Annotated in this window: 13 protein-coding genes, 1 tRNA gene and 2 pseudogenes; 5 read left to right on the forward strand and 11 right to left on the reverse strand. The window is 55.0% G+C overall.

The features are described 5' to 3' along the window. Positions 1 to 147 precede the first annotated feature (147 nt). From gltB to AC2FEB_RS21740, 3 genes are read right to left on the reverse strand one after another with little or no spacing between them, the layout of a single operon-like run. Entirely contained in the window at positions 148 to 4,680 is a 4,533-nt protein-coding gene (gene gltB / locus AC2FEB_RS21730) for a glutamate synthase large subunit (RefSeq protein WP_496884364.1), read from the reverse strand. Continuing rightward, the gene (locus AC2FEB_RS21735) at positions 4,677 to 5,114 is read right to left on the reverse strand and encodes a GFA family protein (RefSeq protein WP_496677289.1); all 438 of its coding nucleotides are present in this window, start codon (positions 5,112 to 5,114) and stop codon (positions 4,677 to 4,679) included. Before AC2FEB_RS21735 ends, gltB begins: the two co-directional genes overlap by 4 nt. 24 nt (positions 5,115 to 5,138) lie before the next feature. After that, a complete protein-coding gene (locus AC2FEB_RS21740) occupies positions 5,139 to 6,572 on the reverse strand; it encodes an NAD(P)-dependent oxidoreductase (protein WP_496677291.1) in 1,434 nt (477 codons plus the stop codon). Between the two features lie 231 nt (positions 6,573 to 6,803). Between AC2FEB_RS21740 and AC2FEB_RS21745 the strand changes: the two genes are divergently transcribed. Next, positions 6,804 to 7,607, forward strand: coding sequence for an undecaprenyl-diphosphate phosphatase (locus tag AC2FEB_RS21745; protein WP_496677294.1), 804 nt, complete (start codon positions 6,804 to 6,806; stop codon positions 7,605 to 7,607). Here AC2FEB_RS21745 and AC2FEB_RS21750 read toward each other — a convergent pair whose 3' ends face one another. After that, positions 7,608 to 8,591, reverse strand: coding sequence for a complex I NDUFA9 subunit family protein (locus AC2FEB_RS21750; protein WP_496853250.1), 984 nt, complete (start codon positions 8,589 to 8,591; stop codon positions 7,608 to 7,610). A 201-nt stretch (positions 8,592 to 8,792) separates the two neighbouring features. Between AC2FEB_RS21750 and AC2FEB_RS21755 the strand changes: the two genes are divergently transcribed. The 3 genes and pseudogenes from AC2FEB_RS21755 to AC2FEB_RS21765 all read left to right on the forward strand — a co-directional run. Beyond that, positions 8,793 to 8,879: transfer RNA gene (locus AC2FEB_RS21755), tRNA-Leu, on the forward strand. 480 nt (positions 8,880 to 9,359) lie between these two features. Then, a complete protein-coding gene (locus tag AC2FEB_RS21760; RefSeq protein WP_496677298.1) occupies positions 9,360 to 10,073 on the forward strand; it encodes a hypothetical protein in 714 nt (237 codons plus the stop codon). A gap of 161 nt (positions 10,074 to 10,234) precedes the next feature. Continuing rightward, positions 10,235 to 10,482, forward strand: a pseudogene (locus tag AC2FEB_RS21765) (integrase core domain-containing protein); the annotation flags it as partial. Here the strand turns inward: AC2FEB_RS21765 and tnpC are convergent. From tnpC to tnpA, 3 genes are read right to left on the reverse strand one after another with little or no spacing between them, the layout of a single operon-like run. Continuing rightward, positions 10,474 to 12,042, reverse strand: a complete 1,569-nt coding sequence (tnpC, locus tag AC2FEB_RS21770; protein WP_496677300.1) for an IS66 family transposase — start codon at positions 12,040 to 12,042, stop codon at positions 10,474 to 10,476. The pseudogene AC2FEB_RS21765 and the gene tnpC sit on opposite strands and share 9 nt — an antisense overlap. Before the next feature lie 55 nt (positions 12,043 to 12,097). Further along, positions 12,098 to 12,451 carry an IS66 family insertion sequence element accessory protein TnpB gene (tnpB, locus tag AC2FEB_RS21775; protein WP_496677303.1) on the reverse strand — a complete coding sequence of 118 codons (354 nt, stop codon included), beginning with the start codon at positions 12,449 to 12,451 and terminating at the stop codon, positions 12,098 to 12,100. After that, on the reverse strand, positions 12,448 to 12,852 hold the full coding sequence (tnpA, locus tag AC2FEB_RS21780) for an IS66-like element accessory protein TnpA (RefSeq protein WP_496677305.1): 405 nt from the start codon (positions 12,850 to 12,852) through the stop codon (positions 12,448 to 12,450). The genes tnpB and tnpA overlap by 4 nt, the downstream gene beginning before the upstream one ends. Positions 12,853 to 13,069: 217 nt before the next feature. Here tnpA and AC2FEB_RS21785 point away from each other — a divergent pair. Then, positions 13,070 to 13,177: pseudogene (locus tag AC2FEB_RS21785) on the forward strand (IS110 family transposase); the annotation flags it as partial. A 414-nt stretch (positions 13,178 to 13,591) separates the two neighbouring features. Here AC2FEB_RS21785 and AC2FEB_RS21790 read toward each other — a convergent pair. From AC2FEB_RS21790 to AC2FEB_RS21805, 4 genes are all read right to left on the reverse strand, one after another. Further along, a complete protein-coding gene (locus tag AC2FEB_RS21790; RefSeq protein ID WP_496884365.1) occupies positions 13,592 to 14,413 on the reverse strand; it encodes an SAM-dependent methyltransferase in 822 nt (273 codons plus the stop codon). A gap of 22 nt (positions 14,414 to 14,435) precedes the next feature. Next, on the reverse strand, positions 14,436 to 15,170 hold the full coding sequence (locus AC2FEB_RS21795) for a TylF/MycF/NovP-related O-methyltransferase (RefSeq protein ID WP_496677310.1): 735 nt from the start codon (positions 15,168 to 15,170) through the stop codon (positions 14,436 to 14,438). A gap of 83 nt (positions 15,171 to 15,253) precedes the next feature. Further along, complete coding sequence (locus tag AC2FEB_RS21800) at positions 15,254 to 16,282, reverse strand: hypothetical protein (RefSeq protein ID WP_496677313.1); 1,029 nt, start codon at positions 16,280 to 16,282, stop codon at positions 15,254 to 15,256. Beyond that, positions 16,279 to 18,885: an FkbM family methyltransferase gene (locus AC2FEB_RS21805; protein WP_496677316.1), complete on the reverse strand. Its 2,607-nt coding sequence runs from the start codon at positions 18,883 to 18,885 to the stop codon at positions 16,279 to 16,281. Before AC2FEB_RS21805 ends, AC2FEB_RS21800 begins: the two co-directional genes overlap by 4 nt. Between the last annotated feature and the right edge of the window lie 223 nt (positions 18,886 to 19,108).

The raw sequence follows: 19,108 nt of genomic DNA on the forward strand, positions 1-19,108 counted from the left end.
GAAACAGGTCATGGCTATCACTACAAGGTGAAAAAAGCATGGCGAAATTCGGGAGAACGGGCAAGAATCCTGTCGAAACCGCGCAGACAACCAAGGCCCCGCGTGGTGCAAATGGCACGCGAGGCCTGTTAGTGATGGGATTCCGGCTTACTCCGCCGGAACTGCCGCAGCTTCTTCGCTCAGCGGGTGGCTCAGCTTGTTCAGCATCTCTTTGGGGCAAACCTGCAGGAAGTTACCTTTTTCCACGTCCCAATGCTGTAGGATATCTGCGGCCTTCCGGCTGTTGGTCTCCTCGGCGTGGCGCATGATCATGGATTTCAATTGCTCCACCCAATGGTCGACGGCAACCGGACAGGTCACAAGCGTTTCCTTGTTCATCAACGCTTCGGCTTTGCCTTCGGGATCATAAAGATAAGCCATGCCACCGGTCATGCCGGCACCGAAGTTGGCACCGATATCACCCAGGATCACGGCCACACCGCCGGTCATGTACTCACACCCGTTCGATCCGCACCCTTCGACCACGACTTTGGCGCCCGAGTTGCGCACAGCAAACCGCTCGCCCGCGCGGCCAGCTGCGAACAGATGGCCATCAGTTGCGCCGTACAGCACCGTGTTGCCGATGATCGTGTTTGCATCCGCCTTCAGCGGACTGACCTGCGGCGGGCGCACGACAATCGTACCGCCAGACAGACCCTTGCCAACATAATCGTTGGCATCTCCCGACACTTCCAGCTTCAGGCCCGGAGCCGCAAAGGCACCCAGAGACTGACCGGCCGAGCCCTGCAGTTTCACGTGCAGGTGGTCATCCTGGAACGTGTTCCGCATGCCAAAATTCTGCACAATGTGGCTGGAAACGCGGGTCCCAACGGTCCGGTGCGTGTTCTGCACCGCATAGGACAGCTGCATTTTCTCGCCGTCCTTCAGGAATCGGGCCGCATCGCGCACGATCTCGGCGTCCAGCGTATCAGGCACAGCATTCCGGTCCCTGTCACGATTGTACACGATATTATGGGCACCATCGACTGTGATCAGCAAAGGGTTGAGGTCCAGATCGTCCAAATGTGCCGAACCCCTGCTGACCTGCGCCAGCAGATCGGCCCGACCGATGATTTCATCCACGGAACGCGCGCCAAGGCTGGCCAGCAGCTCACGCACTTCCTGAGCGTAGAAGGTGATCAGGTTGACGACCTTGTCCGCATTGCCGGTGAACTTCGCGCGCAAGGATTCGTCTTGCGTGCAGACCCCAACCGGGCAGGTGTTCGACTGACACTGGCGCACCATGATGCAGCCCATGGCGATCAGGGCGGCGGTGCCGATACCGTATTCCTCGGCCCCCATCATCGCGGCCATGACGATGTCTCGACCGGTACGCAAACCGCCATCGGTCCGCAGGGTCACCCGGTCGCGCAGGTTGTTCATCGCCAGAACCTGATGCGCCTCGGTCAGGCCCATCTCCCACGGCAGACCGGCATATTTGATGCTGGTCGCGGGCGATGCCCCGGTGCCGCCATTGTGGCCCGAGATCAGGATGATGTCGGCCTTGGCCTTGGCCACGCCGGCAGCGATCGTGCCGACGCCTGACGATGCCACCAGCTTCACCGTCACCTTGGCGCGCGGGTTGATCTGCTTGAGGTCATAGATCAGCTGCGCCAGATCCTCGATCGAGTAAATGTCGTGATGCGGCGGCGGCGAAATCAGCGTCACGCCCTTGGTCGAATGTCGCAGACGCGCGATCAGGTCGGTGACTTTCATGCCGGGCAGCTGGCCGCCCTCGCCGGGTTTGGCGCCCTGAGCCACTTTGATTTCCAGCTCTTCGCATTGGTTGAGGTACTCGGCGGTCACGCCGAACCGACCCGAGGCCACCTGCTTGATCTTGGCCGATGGGTTGTCGCCATTGGGTTCAGGCACGAAGTGTGCGGGATCTTCCCCACCTTCACCCGAGTCAGATTTTGCGCCGATCCGGTTCATCGCCACGTTCAGCGTCTTGTGCGCCTCGGGCGACAGCGCGCCCAGCGACATGCCCGGCGTGACGAACCGCTTGCGGATCGAGGTGATCGATTCGACCTCTTCAATCGGTACCGGCTTGCCCAACGGTTTGAAGTCCATCAGGTCGCGCAGATGGATCGGCGGGTTTGATTGCATCTTGGCCGAATACTGCTTCCACAGCTCATAGGACGCCTTGTTGCAGGCCATCTGCAGCATGTGCATCGAGGTCGCTTGCCAGGCGTGGGTCTCGCCCGTCGCGCGGGCCTTGTAAAACCCACCGATGGGCAGCACGTCCAGACCACTGTTCCAGCCTTTGGCATGGATTTCTTCGGCCTTGGCCTGAATGCCGGTGACGCCGATGCCGGAAATCCGGCTGGTCATGCCCGGGAAATACTCGGCCACCATGGCGCGGCTCAGGCCCACCGCCTCGAAGTTAAGGCCACCGCGATAAGACGAGATCACCGAAATTCCCATCTTGGCCATGATTTTCAACAGGCCCTGGTCGATGGCCTCGCGAAATCGCGCAACGTTTTCTGTCAGCGTGCCATCCAGCAGCCCGCGGTCAATGCGATCTGCCAGTGAATCCTCTGCCAGATAAGCGTTCACAACAGTCGCACCGCAACCGATGAGTACGGCGAAGTAATGCGGATCCACACATTCCGCCGACCGCACGTTCAATGAACAGAAAGTACGCAATCCCTGACGGGTCAGATGCGAGTGCACGGCGCTTGTCGCCAGGATCATCGGCATCGCGACCCGACCTTCGCCCGAGCGCATGTCGGTCAACACAAGATGCCCTCCACCAGACCGCACCGCTTCTTCCGCTTCGGCTCTAACACGGGCCAAAGCGTTGCTCAAAGCGCCTCGACCGGGTTCGAAACTACAATCAATCTCAGCCAGAGGAGCATCAAAGTTCTCGACCAGTTTGGCCCATTGCGCGTTGCCGACAAAGGGGCTTTCCAAAACTACGATCTCGGTTTGGCTGCTGTCTTCATCCAGAACGTTCTTGAGGTTGGCAAACCGCGTTTTCAGCGACATCACACGGTATTCACGCAGGCTGTCGATCGGCGGGTTCGTGACCTGGCTGAAGTTTTGCCGGAAGAAATGGCTGAGCGGGCGGTATTGCTTGGACAAAACCGCCGATGGCGTGTCATCACCCATGGATGCCAGCGCCTCTTTTCCATCTTCAGCCATGGGCGCGAGAATCTGCTCCAGTTCCTCGACCGAATAGCCTGCCGCGATCTGACGCTTGCGCAGTTCTTCGCCCGAGAATATCGGCTTTTCGGTCACACCTGCCAACGCTTCGTCCAGATCGTTGATCTTGCCGACCCACTCGCCAAAGGGCAGTGCGCGAGCCAGCTTGTTCTTGATCTGGGTGTCACGGTAGAGCTTGCCCTTTTTCATGTCGACAGCCAGCATCTGACCGGGGCCAAGCGCGCCTTTTTCGGTCACTGTGGCCTCGTCAATCGGCACCATGCCTGCTTCCGAACCCGCAATGACCAGACCATCGCCAGTCACAACGTAACGCATCGGACGCAGACCGTTCCGGTCCAGACCGGCACAGACCCAGCGGCCATCGGTCATGGCCAGCGCAGCCGGGCCATCCCAGGGCTCCATCACCGAGTTGCAATAGGAATACATATCGCGCCACGCCTGCGGCAACTCAACCGCCTGCTTGGACCAGCTTTCCGGAACCAGCATGGTTTTCGCCATCGGGGCCGAGCGGCCCGCGCGCACCAGAACCTCAAAAACCGAGTCTAATGCAGCCGAATCCGACGATCCTCCGGCGATGATTGGCTTGATATCCTCGGCATAGTCGCCAAAGGTGCCACTGGCCATGCGGATTTCATGACTCTTCATCCAGTTGATGTTGCCCCTGAGCGTGTTGATCTCACCATTATGAGCCAACATGCGGAAAGGCTGGGCCAACCACCATTGCGGGAAGGTGTTGGTGGAGTAGCGCTGGTGATAGATGGCGAAGGCGGATTCAAAGCGTTCGTCCATCAGATCCGGATAAAAGACGGCAACCTGCTCGGCCAGCATCATGCCCTTGTAGATGATCGAACGGCAGGACAACGACGCCAGATACAGCCCGGAAATACCGGCGGCCGAGGCGGCCTTTTCAATGCGACGACGAATGACATAGAGTTCGCGCTCGAAGGTTTCTTCATCCACACCTTTGGAGTTCGAGATCAGGATCTGCTCGATCTCGGGCCGGGTGGCGTTGGCTTTTTCACCCAGACAGGTGACATCGACCGGCACATGGCGCCAGCCGTAGATGTAATAGCCCATGCGCAGAACTTCGGTTTCCACGATGGTCCGGCACCGTTCCTGTGCGCCAAAGTCGGTGCGCGGCAGGAAAACCTGACCAACCGCGATCAGTTCATCCAACCTGGGCTCGTGGCCTGTGCGGCGAATCTGATCATAGAAGAAAGACACCGGGATCTGAACGTGAATGCCTGCGCCATCACCGGTTTTACCGTCGGCATCAACTGCGCCGCGATGCCAGATCGCCTTTAGCGCGTCGATACCGGCGTCCACAACCTTGCGCGAGGCTTTCCCATCCACGGACACAACAAGACCCACGCCACAGGAAGAATGCTCTTCTTCGTCGGAATAGAGACCATTTTCGGCCATCCATTTGCGCTTGGCTTCTTCGGCCCGCACCCAATCGGCATCATATTTGGTCATTGGCTGTCTCCTTCGTCAGAGGGGGCGTACATAGCTTCGACCTCGGCTTTGGTCATCTGCCGGCGTTCGCCAGCGAACGCGTAGCCCTCGGGCTTTTTGTCGATGTAAAGTTCAAGTTTCAGCGGGTTGCCTGCGGCGTTATCAAACAGACCTGCCGCTATTTGCGTCTGGCCGTGCATCTCGCCCGGAAGAGTGATCCGATACCAAAGCGCCGAACCACAATCGGCGCAAAAGGCGCGTTCGGCCCAGTCGGACGAGGTAAAGGATTTGACGGGTCCAAGCGCGGCGTAGCCTTCTTCGGCCTGAAACGTCACCAGCATGGAACTGGTCCAGCGGCGGCACTGGTCGCAATGGCACGCCCCAAGCGCATCTCGCGCCGGAGTTGCCGTCACCGTGACCGCGCCACACATGCATTGGCCTTGCAATTCAGGCATTTCAAACCCTCCTGATCGCTGGGATTATTCAGCTGCAACGGCAGATTTTGCATTGAAGCGGTCGATGATCGCATCAGCGCAGTCACGGCCGTCCCGGATCGCCCAGACCACCAGCGAGGCACCACGCACGATGTCACCGATTGCATAGACTCCATCCATCTCGGTCTCACCGGTTTGGAACGCAGCCCTGATCGTCCCCCAGCGGGTGACCGGCAGGTCGGGTTGTCCGAACAGCGTGGGCAGGTCTTCAGGCTCGAAGCCGAGCGCCTTGATCACAAGATCAGCGTCTTCGACATAGTCCGCGCCTTCGATGACTTCGGGGGCCTGACGACCTGAAGCGTCTGGCTGTCCCAGGCGCATCTTTTGCACGATCACACCCGAAACAGTGTCTTCACCCGTGAACCCTTTGGGCGCGCTGAGCCATTCGAAGATCACGCCTTCTTCTTCAGCGTTCTGCGTTTCACGCTGTGAACCCGGCATGTTGGCCCGGTTCCGGCGATACAGGCATTTGACAGAAGTCGCGCCCTGACGGATCGAAGTGCGAACACAATCCATCGCGGTGTCACCACCGCCAATCACGACAACCTTCTTGCCGTCCGCATTCAAGCGACCGTTGTCAAAATCTTCGACCTCGTCGCCAAAGCTTTTTCGGTTCGAGGCCGCCAGGAAGTCGATTGCCTTCTCAATCCCGGCCAGTCCGCTGCCCGGCATGGCCAAGTCTCGCGACTTGTAGACGCCAGTCGCAATGATAACGGCATCATGCTTGGCCCGGATTTCTTGGAACTTTGCCACGTCCACGTTGCAGTTCAGAACAAACTCAACCCCACCATCAGCAAGCAGGTCATTGCGGCGCTGAACAACATCTTTTTCCAGTTTGAAACCCGGAATGCCATACATCAGCAGACCACCGGCACGGTCATAACGATCGTATACCGTGACTTGGATTCCCGCCTGGCGCAGCATGTCCGCGGCGGCCAACCCTCCGGGGCCTCCACCAATGATACCCACGCTTTCAGTGCGTTCAGTCGATGGAGCGACCGGTTTGACCCAGCCTTTTTCCCACGCGGTATCCGTGATGTATTTCTCGATCGTACCAATCGTAACTGTTCCATGGCCCGACTGTTCAATCACGCAGTTGCCCTCACAAAGACGATCCTGCGGGCAGATGCGGCCACAGATCTCGGGGAAGGTATTGGTGGCCTGACTTGTATGGTAGGCTTCTTCCAGACGTCCGGTCGCAGTCAGGCGCAACCAGTCGGGGATATTGTTGTGCAACGGACAATGCGACTGGCAGTACGGAACACCGCATTGGCTGCACCGACTCGCCTGCTCGGCCGCTTTTTCAGCGGCGAACTCGGTATAGATCTCGTCAAAGTCGTCCTTGCGGTCATTGGCACCACGCTTTTCCGGCATGACGCGGTCGATCTGTACAAATTTCAGCATCGGTTGCTTGGCCACGGGTCAGACTCCATGAATTGGCTTGGTCCCGCTTCTTTAAGGGAAGAGCATCTGGATGAAAAGTCATATATGCTGACCTATTTTAAGAAAATACCGTCCGCCTCTTAAAAAAAGCAATAGATAATCAGAAAATTTAGATCCGAATCGGACCTATATGCGTGCTTTCTTTTTCTGTACCGCCCTTATACCCATAAACCGCATAAAACACGTGGCAGCTACACGGCAGGGCAGATGAGTCTTTTCCACTTGATTCTCGTAGCAATCATTCAGGGAATCACTGAGTTTTTGCCCATATCCTCATCCGGTCACCTGATCCTTTTGCCCAGCCTGTCAGGGTTGAAGGATCAGGGCCAGACCATTGATATCGCAGTGCATGTGGGAACCCTGGGTGCCGTGGTGCTGTATTTCTGGTCGGATGTGAAGCAGGCCGTTGCCGGATTTCCGCGCGCCCTGACCGGACGGACTGATACACCTCAGTCCCGCCTTGCTCTGGGCCTGATCATTGCAACTGTTCCCACCGTGATCGCGGGCCTCATTCTGCACGTGACGGGGATGAGCGCGGCCATGCGCTCGATCACAGTAATCGGATGGACAATGCTGGGTTTCGGTCTGTTGCTGTATTGGGTGGACCAGAAAGCCCCCGAAACCAAAGAAACCGCCGAATGGGGAATACGTGACGCGTTCATCATGGGCCTGTGGCAGGTTCTTGCGCTGATCCCCGGCACGTCGCGATCCGGGATTACCATCACAGGTGCGCGTCAATTGGGATACACCCGTGAAGACGGTGCGCGTATTGCCATGCTGATGTCGATCCCGACGATTCTGGCGTCAGGCACTCTGCTGGCATTGGATGTTGTGCGCGAGGCCGATATGCAACTGGCCCGGGATGGGGCAATTGCGGCGCTTTTTGCATTTCTTTCGGCCCTTCTGGCACTCAGCCTGATGATGCGGCTTTTGCGCAGTGTCAGCTTCACACCCTACGTTATCTACCGCGTCATTCTTGGCGTAATACTTTTGATCATGGCCTACAGCTGATCAGATACGCAGGTTTTTAGCCGAGTTCTGAATGTCGTCATACTGACCCGAGGGGCGAAATTTCCACAGATATTCCGGCAGAACCGATTCCAGCGTGGTCGGTTCAATCCCAATATCTGCAAATGACTTGGCACCGTCGGATACCACATTGTCATGGCGCAGGTTCTTGAGCTGATCGCGGGTCAAGATGTTGTTGGGGAACAGCTGGAAACTGACAAACTTAACCATATCCAGCACATTCGCCATAATCCGGGCAGCAAAGAACGGCAGACCAATTATGACACGGCGACGGTGAATCACTTCAAGCATTTGCTGCATCAGGACGCGGAAGGTTTTCACCTCCGGGCCGCCAAGTTCGTAAATACCCGGCTCTGCCTGTCCCAGAACACCTTTGACGGCAGCCTGCGCCACATCGTCTACAAAAACCGGCTGGAACTTGGTTTCGGCCCCGACCAGAGGCAGGAACGGTCCCATGCGGGTCATCCCGGCGAAGCGGTTGAAGAACTGGTCTTCCGTGCCAAAAATCACCGAAGGGCGCAGGATCACAGCGTCTGGCATATGCTTCAAAACGCCCGCTTCACCATGTGCTTTGGTCCGAGAATACGCGCTGGCTGAATTCGCATCTGCACCGATGGCCGAGATATGAACCATCCGCTTGATGCCCTGCTCGGCTGCCAAACGCGCGATGCGTTCAGCTCCTTCGGCCTGTACGGTATCAAAACCGTTCTTGCCACGTTCGTTCAGTACGCCCACGCAGTTCACAACCGCATCGGCGCTCTGCATCGCCAGCTCCACCGAGGCATCATCCCGGATATTGCACAGCACCGGCTCGACCTGACCCACGGCACCGTAGGGTTTCACGAACATGGCCTCGTTCGGACGTCGCACCGCCACCCGGACACGCCAACCCTCACTCGCCATGCGCCGCGCGATGTAGCGACCGACAAATCCCGATCCGCCATAAATCGTCACCAGTTTTGACATGAGAGGGCTCCTGCTGAGAAATTGCGCCCTAGAACTAACGCCCGCAGGCCAGTCAAACAAGGCGCTAATTCGCCGCGACGGCCGTGAAAGCCATGGGCCGAAAACACCGGCCGGGAGCCGAATTCAAAAAACTTCAAAAAATCTCACCGAATCTGGTTGACGCCTCCCGCCACTAGGCTTAAACGCCCCTCCACGACACCTGCCCAGGTGGCGGAATTGGTAGACGCGCTAGCTTCAGGTGCTAGTGTCCGTATGGACGTGGAGGTTCGAGTCCTCTCCTGGGCACCAATTATTTTACTAAAACTTTGTAAGATAAGTGTTTTCTCTGTCGGATCATGTGTATCCCCTGATTTATCCCCTGTTTTTTTGTTGATGTGCATGAGTCACAGTACTCTTCCCTCTCGTTCCCTGGCTGTGCGTCCCTCTGACGGGGTTGGTGCTAAAAATGTTAGTGTTTGTTAGTGTCGAGCGTTGTAAGAGTTTCCAACTTCAGCGCGGACGCAGACTAAGAAGGAACTAACAAAAAAGCAGCTAAGACTGGATTGCCGACATTGCTGCAATCCCTAGTCAAACCGTTGACCACGGGAACTTGTGCTATGCGTTAGTCGAGCAAGGAAACTGTCCACTATGCGATAGTGCTAGAAACTCCTAACGAACGTTTCGTTTGACAAGTTCGTACGCCGAAGAAACCACGGCACTATACAAAGCAGTTGCAAGACAAGCCATCTCGTTTACGCTAGTTCTCACTGAGAACTGTGGAGCGGAAGGTTGGACAAAGGCATCACAGAAGTCATACGATCATTAGGTCGTTTCTTTACTCGTGATATTCTCTATATTTCAGCGGGCTTTTTGGTCGTTTTCCCTATAGGCTTGTGGTCGCCATCAATGCGAGTGGAGTTTCCAAGTTTCGAAGGTGTTGTCGCTTTGCCAGTTGCGGCGGTGCTTTATGCGATTGGATATGCCGTTAAAGAACTATTCGAGAACAGAGGATGGTCGGTCACAGGCGATCTTCCTAGCCGAACAGATATTGAGAACCGCTCTTGGTCATCCAGGAGAGCTTTAAACCTGTGGCGATTTCGAAAGGGTACGAACTGGAATAGGCTCTCGGGCTTAGAGTTAAACGACATGTTGGGTTTCTTCGAACTGTTAACTAGTAACGAACGGGAAAGGTTTGCAAGAAGGTCGTTTCTCAATCACCTGTGCTCGATTATGGGGGCGGCGTGCATAGCTTCCGGGGTTGTGGCTCTTTTCCTCTTCTTGACCATCATATTTTCGAATGGTTCCCCCCGATTAGAACTGAGTGCATTAGTCTACTCGATTGTGACTATCAGTTTTGGACTATTTCTGCTTCCGTTCTCGTACTACCACGCCTTTGCTCGCCTTGAATACCTAAAACTCTTGGAGCCCGAATTTGAAAGGCGAAAACAGGAGAGTAAAAGTCTAAGCAGGGCAGCAGTACTTTCTAATGAAAAAAAATCGTAGAAATAAATTTGAGAAAAGTACCGGAGTACCTGATCCTACGGCCGGCAGTGTTGATGAACGAGTTGCAGCCGACATGACCCAAACCTGATACCCGACCGAAAGCATCAGATGCCCGGAAGATCAGCATAGCAGCCGCTCCAGCAGCCCGGCACCGGAACCTTCTCAAACAACACGGCTTCGTCGGATCGATGAGCCGCAGAGTAACCCCTATGACAATGTGCAAGCTGAGAGCTTCATGAAAACCCTGAAAGTGAAGCCGGTCTATGCTACGGAATATGAAACCTTCGGCGATGTCGAGGCACATTTACCGAACTTTATCGACAACATCTACAACGCGCGTCGGCTGCATTCAGCCCTCAGTTACCTGAGCCGTAAGCGGCGGCTGCGGCCCACCGTGTTTTCAGCTTGACGGTTTGAAGTTCCACGGGAGCAGGTCGTCGATCTGGTTTTTGGGGTGTCCGGCTGCGATGGCTTCGAGTGTGGCCTTGAGATAGGCGAAGGGTTCGACGCCGTTGATTTTGGCGGTTTCGATCAGTGAGGCGATGCGCCCCCAGGCTTTGCCACCTTCGTCGTGGCCCGCGAACAGTGCGTTTTTCCGATTCAGGGCAATCGGGCGGATTAGATTTTCGACCTGGTTGCTGTCGATCTCGACGCGTCCGTCGTTGAGGAAGGTTTGCAATCCGCCCCAATGGCGGTGGATATATGCCAGCTTTTCTCCGAGGCGGGACTTGGCCGAGACACGGGCGCGCTGAGCTTTCAACCAGTCGCCAAAGGCTGCGACCAATGGCGCGGATCGGGTTTTGCGGGCCGATAGGCGCTGGCCGGGGGATGTGCCTCGGATATCCTTTTCGATGGCATAGATTTCGGCGATCTGGCGCAGGCCCTCTGCCGCGATCTCGGATTTGTCGCGGTCGTGGATTTCCTTGAGCTTGCGGCGGGCGTGCGCCCAGCAATGGGCAACGACAATGGGCTCGCCGCCCGTTCGCGTGGCGCGGGTCAGGCGATTGTATCCGGGGTAGCCGTCGATCTGGAGGATGCCAACGAAGCCGGTGAGGAACTTTTCCGCATTCTCGCCTCGTCGGTCGGGGGCATAGAAGAACACGACGCCCGGCGGGTCATCGCCGCCCCAATTTCGGTCATCGCGCGCCAGTGCCCAGAGGTATCCGGTTTTGGTCTTCTTGCGGCCGGGATCGAGGACCGGCGCGGTTGTCTCATCCATGAAAAGCTTCGTGGATGTCTTCAGGTGTTCGGCCAACCGGTCCACGACCGGGCCCAGATGGAAGGCCGCTTTGCCGACCCAATCCGCCAAAGTGGATCGGTGAATGTCGATGCCTGCACGAGCCAGGATTTGGGATTGCCTGTAAAGCGGGCAGTGATCCGCATACTTAGAGACCAGCACATGCACGATGGTGCCCTCTGTTGGCAGTGCCCTTTCGATCAGGCGCGCTGGCACCGGGGCCTGGGTCACGCCATCAGTGCACTGGCGGCAGGCGTATTTTGGGCGCACGGTGATGATTACGCGCAGCTTGGCTGGCACGATGTCCAGACGTTCGGATCGGTCCTCGCCGATCCTGTGCATCTCCCCGCACCCGCAGGGGCAAATCAAGCTGCCGGGCTCGACAACCTGTTCGATGCGCTCCAGATGCTCGGGCAGATTGCCCAGATTGCGTCGCGCCACCTGTTTGCGTATTGGCCCATCTTCGCTGGGGACTTGTGTATCCTTGCGTTCCTGCACCTCGGCGACAGCAACTTCGAGTTCTTCGAACAAGAGCTGGCGTTCGTCCTCATCCAGCTTCTCGGACTTCTTGCCATGCACCGCATGGTTCAGTTCCGCCACCAGATGTTCGAGCCGTTTGTTGATCTCTTCAAGCTCGGCTGCCCGTGCGGCCTGAACCTGCAACGCTTCAAAAGCCGCACGATAGGCAGGCGGCAGCAGGCTCAAATCAAGGTCGTTAGCAGCGTCGGACATGGTCGCCGCATAGCACGAAAGCCCAGGTTTGACGCGGCACAATTGAGCCCCTGATTCATTCGGCCGCAGCCGGAGGGCGGCTTTCCAAAGCCTTCACCTTGCGCCAGTCCAGCCCCGCAAAAAGCGCCTCGAACTGGGCGTGGTTCAGCGTCATCGCACCGTCCCGAATGGCGGGCCAGGTGAAGCGCGTGTCTTCCAGCCGCTTGTACGCCATCACGAGGCCCGTCCCATCCCAGTAAAGCAGCTTGAGCCGGTCAGCGCGTTTGGAACGAAACACAAAGACCGTCCCTGTGAAGGGATCCTTGCGCAAAACCGATTGCACCAGGGCTGACAGCCCGTCGTGGCCTTTCCGAAAATCCACCGGATTGGTCGCCACCAGGATCCGCACCCGGTTCGAGGGGAAGATCATGACCCAACCCCAAGGGCCCGGACAATCTCAGCCACCCGCGCCGCCGGAGTGGCCCCATCCAGCTTGATCAGGATGTCTCCAGCCGCAATCTCGATGGGTTGCGTAGAAAGCGCGACATCCGGGACCGGTGGCGAAGGTGGATCTTCAAAAACCACCAGCGGCGCAAACGCGGCTTCCTCCTCCAAAACCGGCAAGACAAGATCACCATCCTTGGCCATCCGCCGCCACGACGAAACGTGGTTCGGCCGCAAGCCATATTTGGCGGCAACATCATTCACCGTCGCACCCGGCAGCAACGTCTCCGCCACAATCCGCGCCTTCAAATCATCCGGCCAACGCCGCCTCCCATCGGGTGAGAAGATAACGCCAAGCCCGATGAGAAACTCTCTTGTACTCTCCATGGAGAAACTCACCTCGAAAATCACTCCAAGGTGGAATCTCAGATCAGGCACAGGGCTGGAAGGTGACCTTCACGCAACGCTTACCCTGAGCCCCAACCAGTTTGAAATGAAGAGTGCTATAGCCCGGTCAAATAAGGCGGCCTGATCGGTCCACCCCCAGAGGCGCACTCCACCTAGTGGCCGGGTATTATGCCACCGTTGACACTCGGGGGAACAGGCCGCGGCCTTCAACGGCTTCGCGCCCATCGCACATGACAGTGGAGCCATGCGCGGAAAGCGCGCCATTGCAGGCGGGCGGCGCTTGTTGCGCCATTTAATGTTCTAACCAGCCCTCGTCGCCAGCCATTTCATTCCAGCCCTGAAGATCTTACCAACCGCCTTCGCGCTGCTGCCAAACCACATTGGGTCATCATCACAGCCGTCGCCAGAAAGCTCTTCACAATAACGAATGCGCTGTGCAAATAACGGCAAAAGTGGAGCGCTCAGCTCGCATGACAAATACAGTTGCTAGTGTCGCGCCAGCTCTCAGATTGAAAAATACGGTCTCCTTGAAAACACTTCAGAAGCTAAGATTTGTTAAGGTTGTCTGCGCTGTTTTTAGCTATACATACCGGAATTTCTGGCCGTTTGGGCTGGGTCACAACCAAAGCACGGCCGGAACAACCTAATTCGTTAAAATATGAAAGGAATGCAACCGCGTGTGTTGTGGTAGGGCTCAGGCGACCGCAGGTTTGTTTGATCAGAAGGAATGAACTTCCTTGATACTCAAGGGTTTCTGAAACAGCGCGACAATTTGAAAAGTTTTCAAGGCGTCCCGCTGATAGGCGCGCAGCAATGCTGCCGGCGGCTCAAAGTCCACTTGATCTCGCTGTTCACGGAGCAATTGAAACCCAACCGCCTTGAACCGACTCAACAAATCGTCGGCAGTTACCCTGTTTAGAGTATCAAACATGGCTAGCAGCGATTTCTTTTGCGGGTCGTCCAAGTCCGAATTGTTAATATCATCATGTACGTCGCTGGTTTGCGCGATAAGGTGTTCCCATTTCTCATAACCGATTGCCCACAGGTGGCTTCCCTCCGGAGCGAAATACAATGGTGAAATCTGAATGAAGAAATGCCCACCTGGCTTGAGAAGCCCGTACAGGTCTTTCAGCACAGAGTTGTAGATTCTGTTGTTTACATGCTCGAAGACCGACCAGCTGTATATTAGATCAAAAGGGCCACCGTTCGGCGTTTCACCCGGAGCTATCTCTTGAAACGTCAGTCGGTTGGGAATATCCATCCCGAAATTCTGATGCAAGAAGGAAGCACAGGCTGCGGCTTCATTGTTGATGTCAACGCCATGCACCTCTGCATCGAACAACAACGAAACGCCTGCAGCCGACGTCCCTTCTCCGCAACCAAAATCAAGAATCTTTCTTCCGTCCAGCCCTCCTGCATCGCTCATCCATTGCTCGATAATAGTCGGGACGAGCGAGAATTTCGCTCGCTCCTGCTCGGACAAGAGCTTTTCCGCAGTTTCCGCAATCCTTGATTTTCTGTCTTGGATTGAATCTACCATTAGATTGCCTCTCTTTGAGTTCTCATATTTTTATGCAAAGCCTGACCTGATCGTTCACCCGATTCAGCATCGGCGTGCGAATGGTCGAAAAGTATTCGTCAGTCGCTTGGCGAGAGCCGGACCAATGTCCGTAATCGTCGATAATCAGAACGCCGCCCGGAGCTAGTCTCGGGTAGAGAACCTCCAGCTCAAACCTCGTGGATTCGTACCAATCCGTATCAAGACGCAATACTGAAATTTGCTCTGGCAGTTGATCTTTCAACGTCTCCATAACGTCTCCCTTCACGAAGCGGACGTTTTGCGCTGAAATCCCAGCAGATCCGAAGTTTTGGGAAACCTGTTCCTGCGATGCGTAGCACCACCCTGTCTCGTCGCCAAATTCTTCCATCAGTGTCGACGCGCTTTCACCATTGACATCTACATCTGCTTCGGTTGGAGCAGTCATTCCCTCAAAGGTGTCGTAGAGCCAAAGGTTGCGGGGGGCACCAAGCCTTTCGAAGGTTAGCCCGGCAAGAATGGCGCTGCCTCCCATCCAAGTACCACATTCAACAAAGTCGCCAGAGATCCCTGACGCATGCACGTACTTGCAAGCGTTATGAAGCGCAAACATTGCGTCTTTTCCCGTCATGGTGAAATCCCGCGACTTCAGGAAAAGTTCGGTGAATATTAGATCTTCGTCGATGTCTCTGATTGGGTAGTCCACCAGATTTGCATCATGCGTTTTGGAATAAACTATCTTGCGTGGAGGGAGGCTCATGGATGTATCACCAGGTTAGTGAAAGTGATCAGGGGTTGTTCAGCATCTGAACCGCATGGTTCATAAGTCGATGAAAAGGTTCACTATGTAAACTGATCAGTATTCTCCTTCAGCCACTTAAGATAGCCATCTTTGAATGGATCGGGAAAACGTTTCCGAAGATCAGCGCTGTCCCGGTATAGTTCCCGAGCCCCCTTCGGCACTTTTGTTCCATCTTCGAATACACCATAGTACCACCACCCCGACGGGATTAATGGGTCAGAGAAACGGGCAACTTCACGCTCATACCACGCCCAGAGTTCGTAAACTTCGTAGTTTTCTTGGGCGTATCTTTCCGTCATCGCGTTTCCGAGTGGACCAAGCTTGGTGAAATGGTAGAACCGCAACGGCACACCATTTATCAACAGGCCTCCGTCACCCGCGATGGACATTGTTCTTTTGCTGAGATTCCAACTGGCGACATTGTATCCCGGATCGCGCAACACTTTTACGCTGTCGAAATAGCAAGGTATCAGGTTGCACCATTTCTGGTCGACAAAAACACCGATGTCCAGTCGATCATAGCACCATGTATTTAGTCGTTCCGTCCACCAATCAGTGAAGGCGCGTGCTTCTTCATCATTTCGGACAGCCAAGAAACCGAGATTGTAGGTGCCGTAGTGTAGAGACGTAATTTCATTGTCACGTATGGCAATGTCTTCGGTGTCAGGAATAGTTTGGTGAGGTGTAAGAACAATCGACCAATCATCCAACAAATCGACAACAGGTTGCATCGAAGAAAACACAGCAATATCAGGATCGAAATAGACAATTTTTTCCACACCAGGCTGATCCATGATGTGCTTCAGAGCCTGTCCCTTAACGGCAGTGCAGGCTTCAACGATATCGTGCTTAAACAACCACGGCTCAGTGTTTTCACAATACAAGTCCTCGGCCGTCACCAATCGGTCGAAGTCTTCGTCCTGAATCGAAAATTCAAACCCTACCGGCGCACGGTCTGTAAGCACAGCCCAAATAACCCAATCCGGGTGCTGACGCCTGAGGGAGCTGGCCAGAACACGGGCACGGTTAAGATAACTAAATGAAAAACTCGTATATGCGTGTACAGTCATTTTGCGCTCGTTTCTTGAAGATGAGGAATGGCCATATCACTGATTTCCGAAGTCAATACCTCTGCGGTGCGGCGCTGCCGTGCGTCGTCGATAAGCTTTTCACAGGCATCACTTTTTGCCCATGACAACAGATCGGCGCTGCTGTTCAACACAACCCCACGACCAGTCGACTTGACCAGCTTTGCAACATTGCCAGACTTTTCATGAGTCACGACAAATGCTGAACTTGCCAGCGCCTCGGCTGTTGTCAGAGAGAACGTTTCCGGCCACGGCGCAAAATGCAGTACAAGATCAATACCGACAGCCGCCAAAGCCCGTGTCATTGCATCAGATGTCTGGCTGGCCGTTACGTCCACCTCGTGTTTAACAACGCTGAGAGCCACGTCCATCCTGCCGAAATAGTGGAACTCAAGCTTTGGGTTCAAAGCTTCGGATTCCACCAACGCTTTGAAGTCTTCCCAACCTTTGTGCGCCAGAGGCACACCCACAAACGCTATTCTGATCGGACCACGTTTCCCAGAACCAATTTTAGGTAAGGGTGTCGGGCGAGGGTCACTTTTGATGACCATGTGTGGTTGTACAATCAGGTCCTGCAGTTTGTACCCGCAGGATTTCACCCAAATATCGGCCGCGACCTGAGAAGGTGCTATCCCCGTCACCTGGATGCGATCGAAAAAGTCCCGGAATCGCTTCATATGGGCACCGCGCCCCTTGCCGTAGATACAGATAGTGCACCCCTGAGACTCCAGATCCGGAGCATTACAGTAGCTAAGGTTATTTCGAAGCAGCATATAGCTTTGGCAAGCCGCAAAGTAATCATGAAACCAAAAGTGCGCTTTGCCGTCACAACTTGCCTCGATCAATTGCGCGACCGCTTCGGGCGAGTGCCCAAGAAGATGATGAACGATGCATTTGAACGACTGTCCTGCAGCGGCTCGCTCAGTGGTCGCCACAATCAGGTCGGCGTATCTTGCCACACCAATACACTCGCCATTCAAGACCAATCGAAAAACAGCGTTTTCTGTTTCGACATCTGGCAACAAGGCATTGCATGTCCTGACAGGATGGATGTTCAGATACTCCATTCCTGCTGCATCTGCTCGCTCTGCTTCAATTTGAATGCAAACCTGCGTGCCACCCGTAACTTCACGATAGTTGTCGTGGCCAATTCCCAGAACGACCCGATCTCGGCCTGCAGCCAATGCGTCAGCAATCTTGGACGCATCAAGCACGGGTTCGATGTTCTTTGGCAACGGCGCCAAAACAGCTTCTGGACCATTCGCACCTATCGCATCGAAAACCTTTGCCCGATGCCCTTCGGTCAAACCAAACGCGCCAGATTCAGCCACTGGAACGCCACTTAACAGCCCCTGCAGAGCTGCCAACCTGTCCAAAGCTTGTTGCGGTCGATCTGAGAAATTGATGAGATTCCGTGTGCCTCGGCGGTGTTTTTTGTTTGTTCTAAAATACAACGCCCATGGCAATTTGCGGACACGTTTGGCCAAGCGAACAGTATATTCGTTGTCTTGTTTCCACGTCTCGAGCAAAGGCAGAAACTCGGCGAGTTGCAGTTTCAATCGGGATTGAAGAACCGCCAACTGAGCAGTTGCGGTTTCTTTGGCTTCTTCGAGCCCATGTAGTTTTTCTTCGAGCCCATGTAGTTTTTCTTCGAGCCAATGCAGTTTTTTTGCCACGTCCCCCGGCGCTTCAGGCACCTCCAGAATTGATGCAGAGCGTAATCCTGGCAGCGTTGATCGGAGATACTGCGGTTGTTGCAAAAGCAACAAGGCAAGATCATCCAGAGTTTCGATTTTCGGCAATCGGTGCTTTTGAACGCGCTCTTGAAAAGCCTCTTGTTTTTCTGCAGGCAAGAACAGCAGCCCGCACTCACTTCCACCAGCAAAGATATCTTCGTTCGATCCGAAGAAATTGTCCGGTCTATAAGCAGGTGTATTTAGGCCGAAGCTAACATAACCTTGTTCCGACATGTGGCTTAATATCGGCGCGCCGCTGGACAAGTCCAAAACCTCGCAGAAGACAACCGGTCGGTCTTGCGAAATCATTCTTGCCGCACCCCGCAGAGCGCTCAATTCGCCACCTTCCAAGTCCAACTTGATAAAGGACACCTTCCCCAGCGCAGCGTCATCCAGACGTACCATCGTCAACGACCCACTCTCATCCGTGGCCGAAACTCTGGTACCCCCCGCATTCTCCTCAAAGCACTCTGTGACTTTTCCCTTACCTGCCCGTTCGCCGAGGGCAACGGATCGAACATCTATGTTTGAAAACTCAGCGGCTGCAGCGTTCAGCATTAGAATTTTTCGGTTGTCATCGAAAGGCTCAAAGCTGACGACTTGACCATTCGGGCCAACGCGATCGGAAAAGGCACGGCTGTGAGTGCCATAGCAAGCACCGCCGTCAACAACGATATCATCAGCGTTGATGAAATCGCATAAGATATCTAGCTCAGACTGAGCCCATTCACCGTACTTGCGAAGTGAGTCTGATATCGTATCCGTTCCATCCGGGAAATAAATTTTGCCATACCGCGTTTTCACCGACGAAGTTGACAGTTCGGACACTTCCCGTGCTTGATCATTCATCAAAAGCTCCTTGGCGTCGGCTTGAAATTTTACCCGAACTATCGCGGAATGGATAACACTTCAACAGGTATCAAGTTGGCTTCTTCAAGTTAGATGTTTGGCCCTGCGGTTTGATGGTGTGATCCTTTCGTTGGAATGAAAGGAGCACTAGGTTCTGGACCTATTAATTTGGTTGTCGCCATCCCGCCTGCGTGATTCATACCCGCGAGCTTCAGGGGTATAA

The organism is Ruegeria sp. YTSC106 (assembly GCF_059609765.1).

Excerpts from the sequence above, each read along its gene's own strand:
- gltB (WP_496884364.1), bottom strand. The coding sequence starts at position 4,680 with ATGACCAAATATGATGCCGATTGGGTGCGGGCCGAAGAAGCCAAGCGC.
- AC2FEB_RS21735 (WP_496677289.1), bottom strand. The coding sequence starts at position 5,114 with ATGCCTGAATTGCAAGGCCAATGCATGTGTGGCGCGGTCACGGTGACG.
- AC2FEB_RS21745 (WP_496677294.1), top strand. The coding sequence starts at position 6,804 with ATGAGTCTTTTCCACTTGATTCTCGTAGCAATCATTCAGGGAATCACT.
- AC2FEB_RS21750 (WP_496853250.1), bottom strand. The coding sequence starts at position 8,591 with ATGTCAAAACTGGTGACGATTTATGGCGGATCGGGATTTGTCGGTCGC.
- tnpC (WP_496677300.1), bottom strand. The coding sequence starts at position 12,042 with ATGTCCGACGCTGCTAACGACCTTGATTTGAGCCTGCTGCCGCCTGCC.
- tnpB (WP_496677303.1), bottom strand. The coding sequence starts at position 12,451 with ATGATCTTCCCCTCGAACCGGGTGCGGATCCTGGTGGCGACCAATCCG.
- tnpA (WP_496677305.1), bottom strand. The coding sequence starts at position 12,852 with ATGGAGAGTACAAGAGAGTTTCTCATCGGGCTTGGCGTTATCTTCTCA.
- AC2FEB_RS21790 (WP_496884365.1), bottom strand. The coding sequence starts at position 14,413 with ATGGTAGATTCAATCCAAGACAGAAAATCAAGGATTGCGGAAACTGCG.
- AC2FEB_RS21795 (WP_496677310.1), bottom strand. The coding sequence starts at position 15,170 with ATGAGCCTCCCTCCACGCAAGATAGTTTATTCCAAAACGCATGATGCA.
- AC2FEB_RS21800 (WP_496677313.1), bottom strand. The coding sequence starts at position 16,282 with ATGACTGTACACGCATATACGAGTTTTTCATTTAGTTATCTTAACCGT.
- AC2FEB_RS21805 (WP_496677316.1), bottom strand. The coding sequence starts at position 18,885 with ATGAATGATCAAGCACGGGAAGTGTCCGAACTGTCAACTTCGTCGGTG.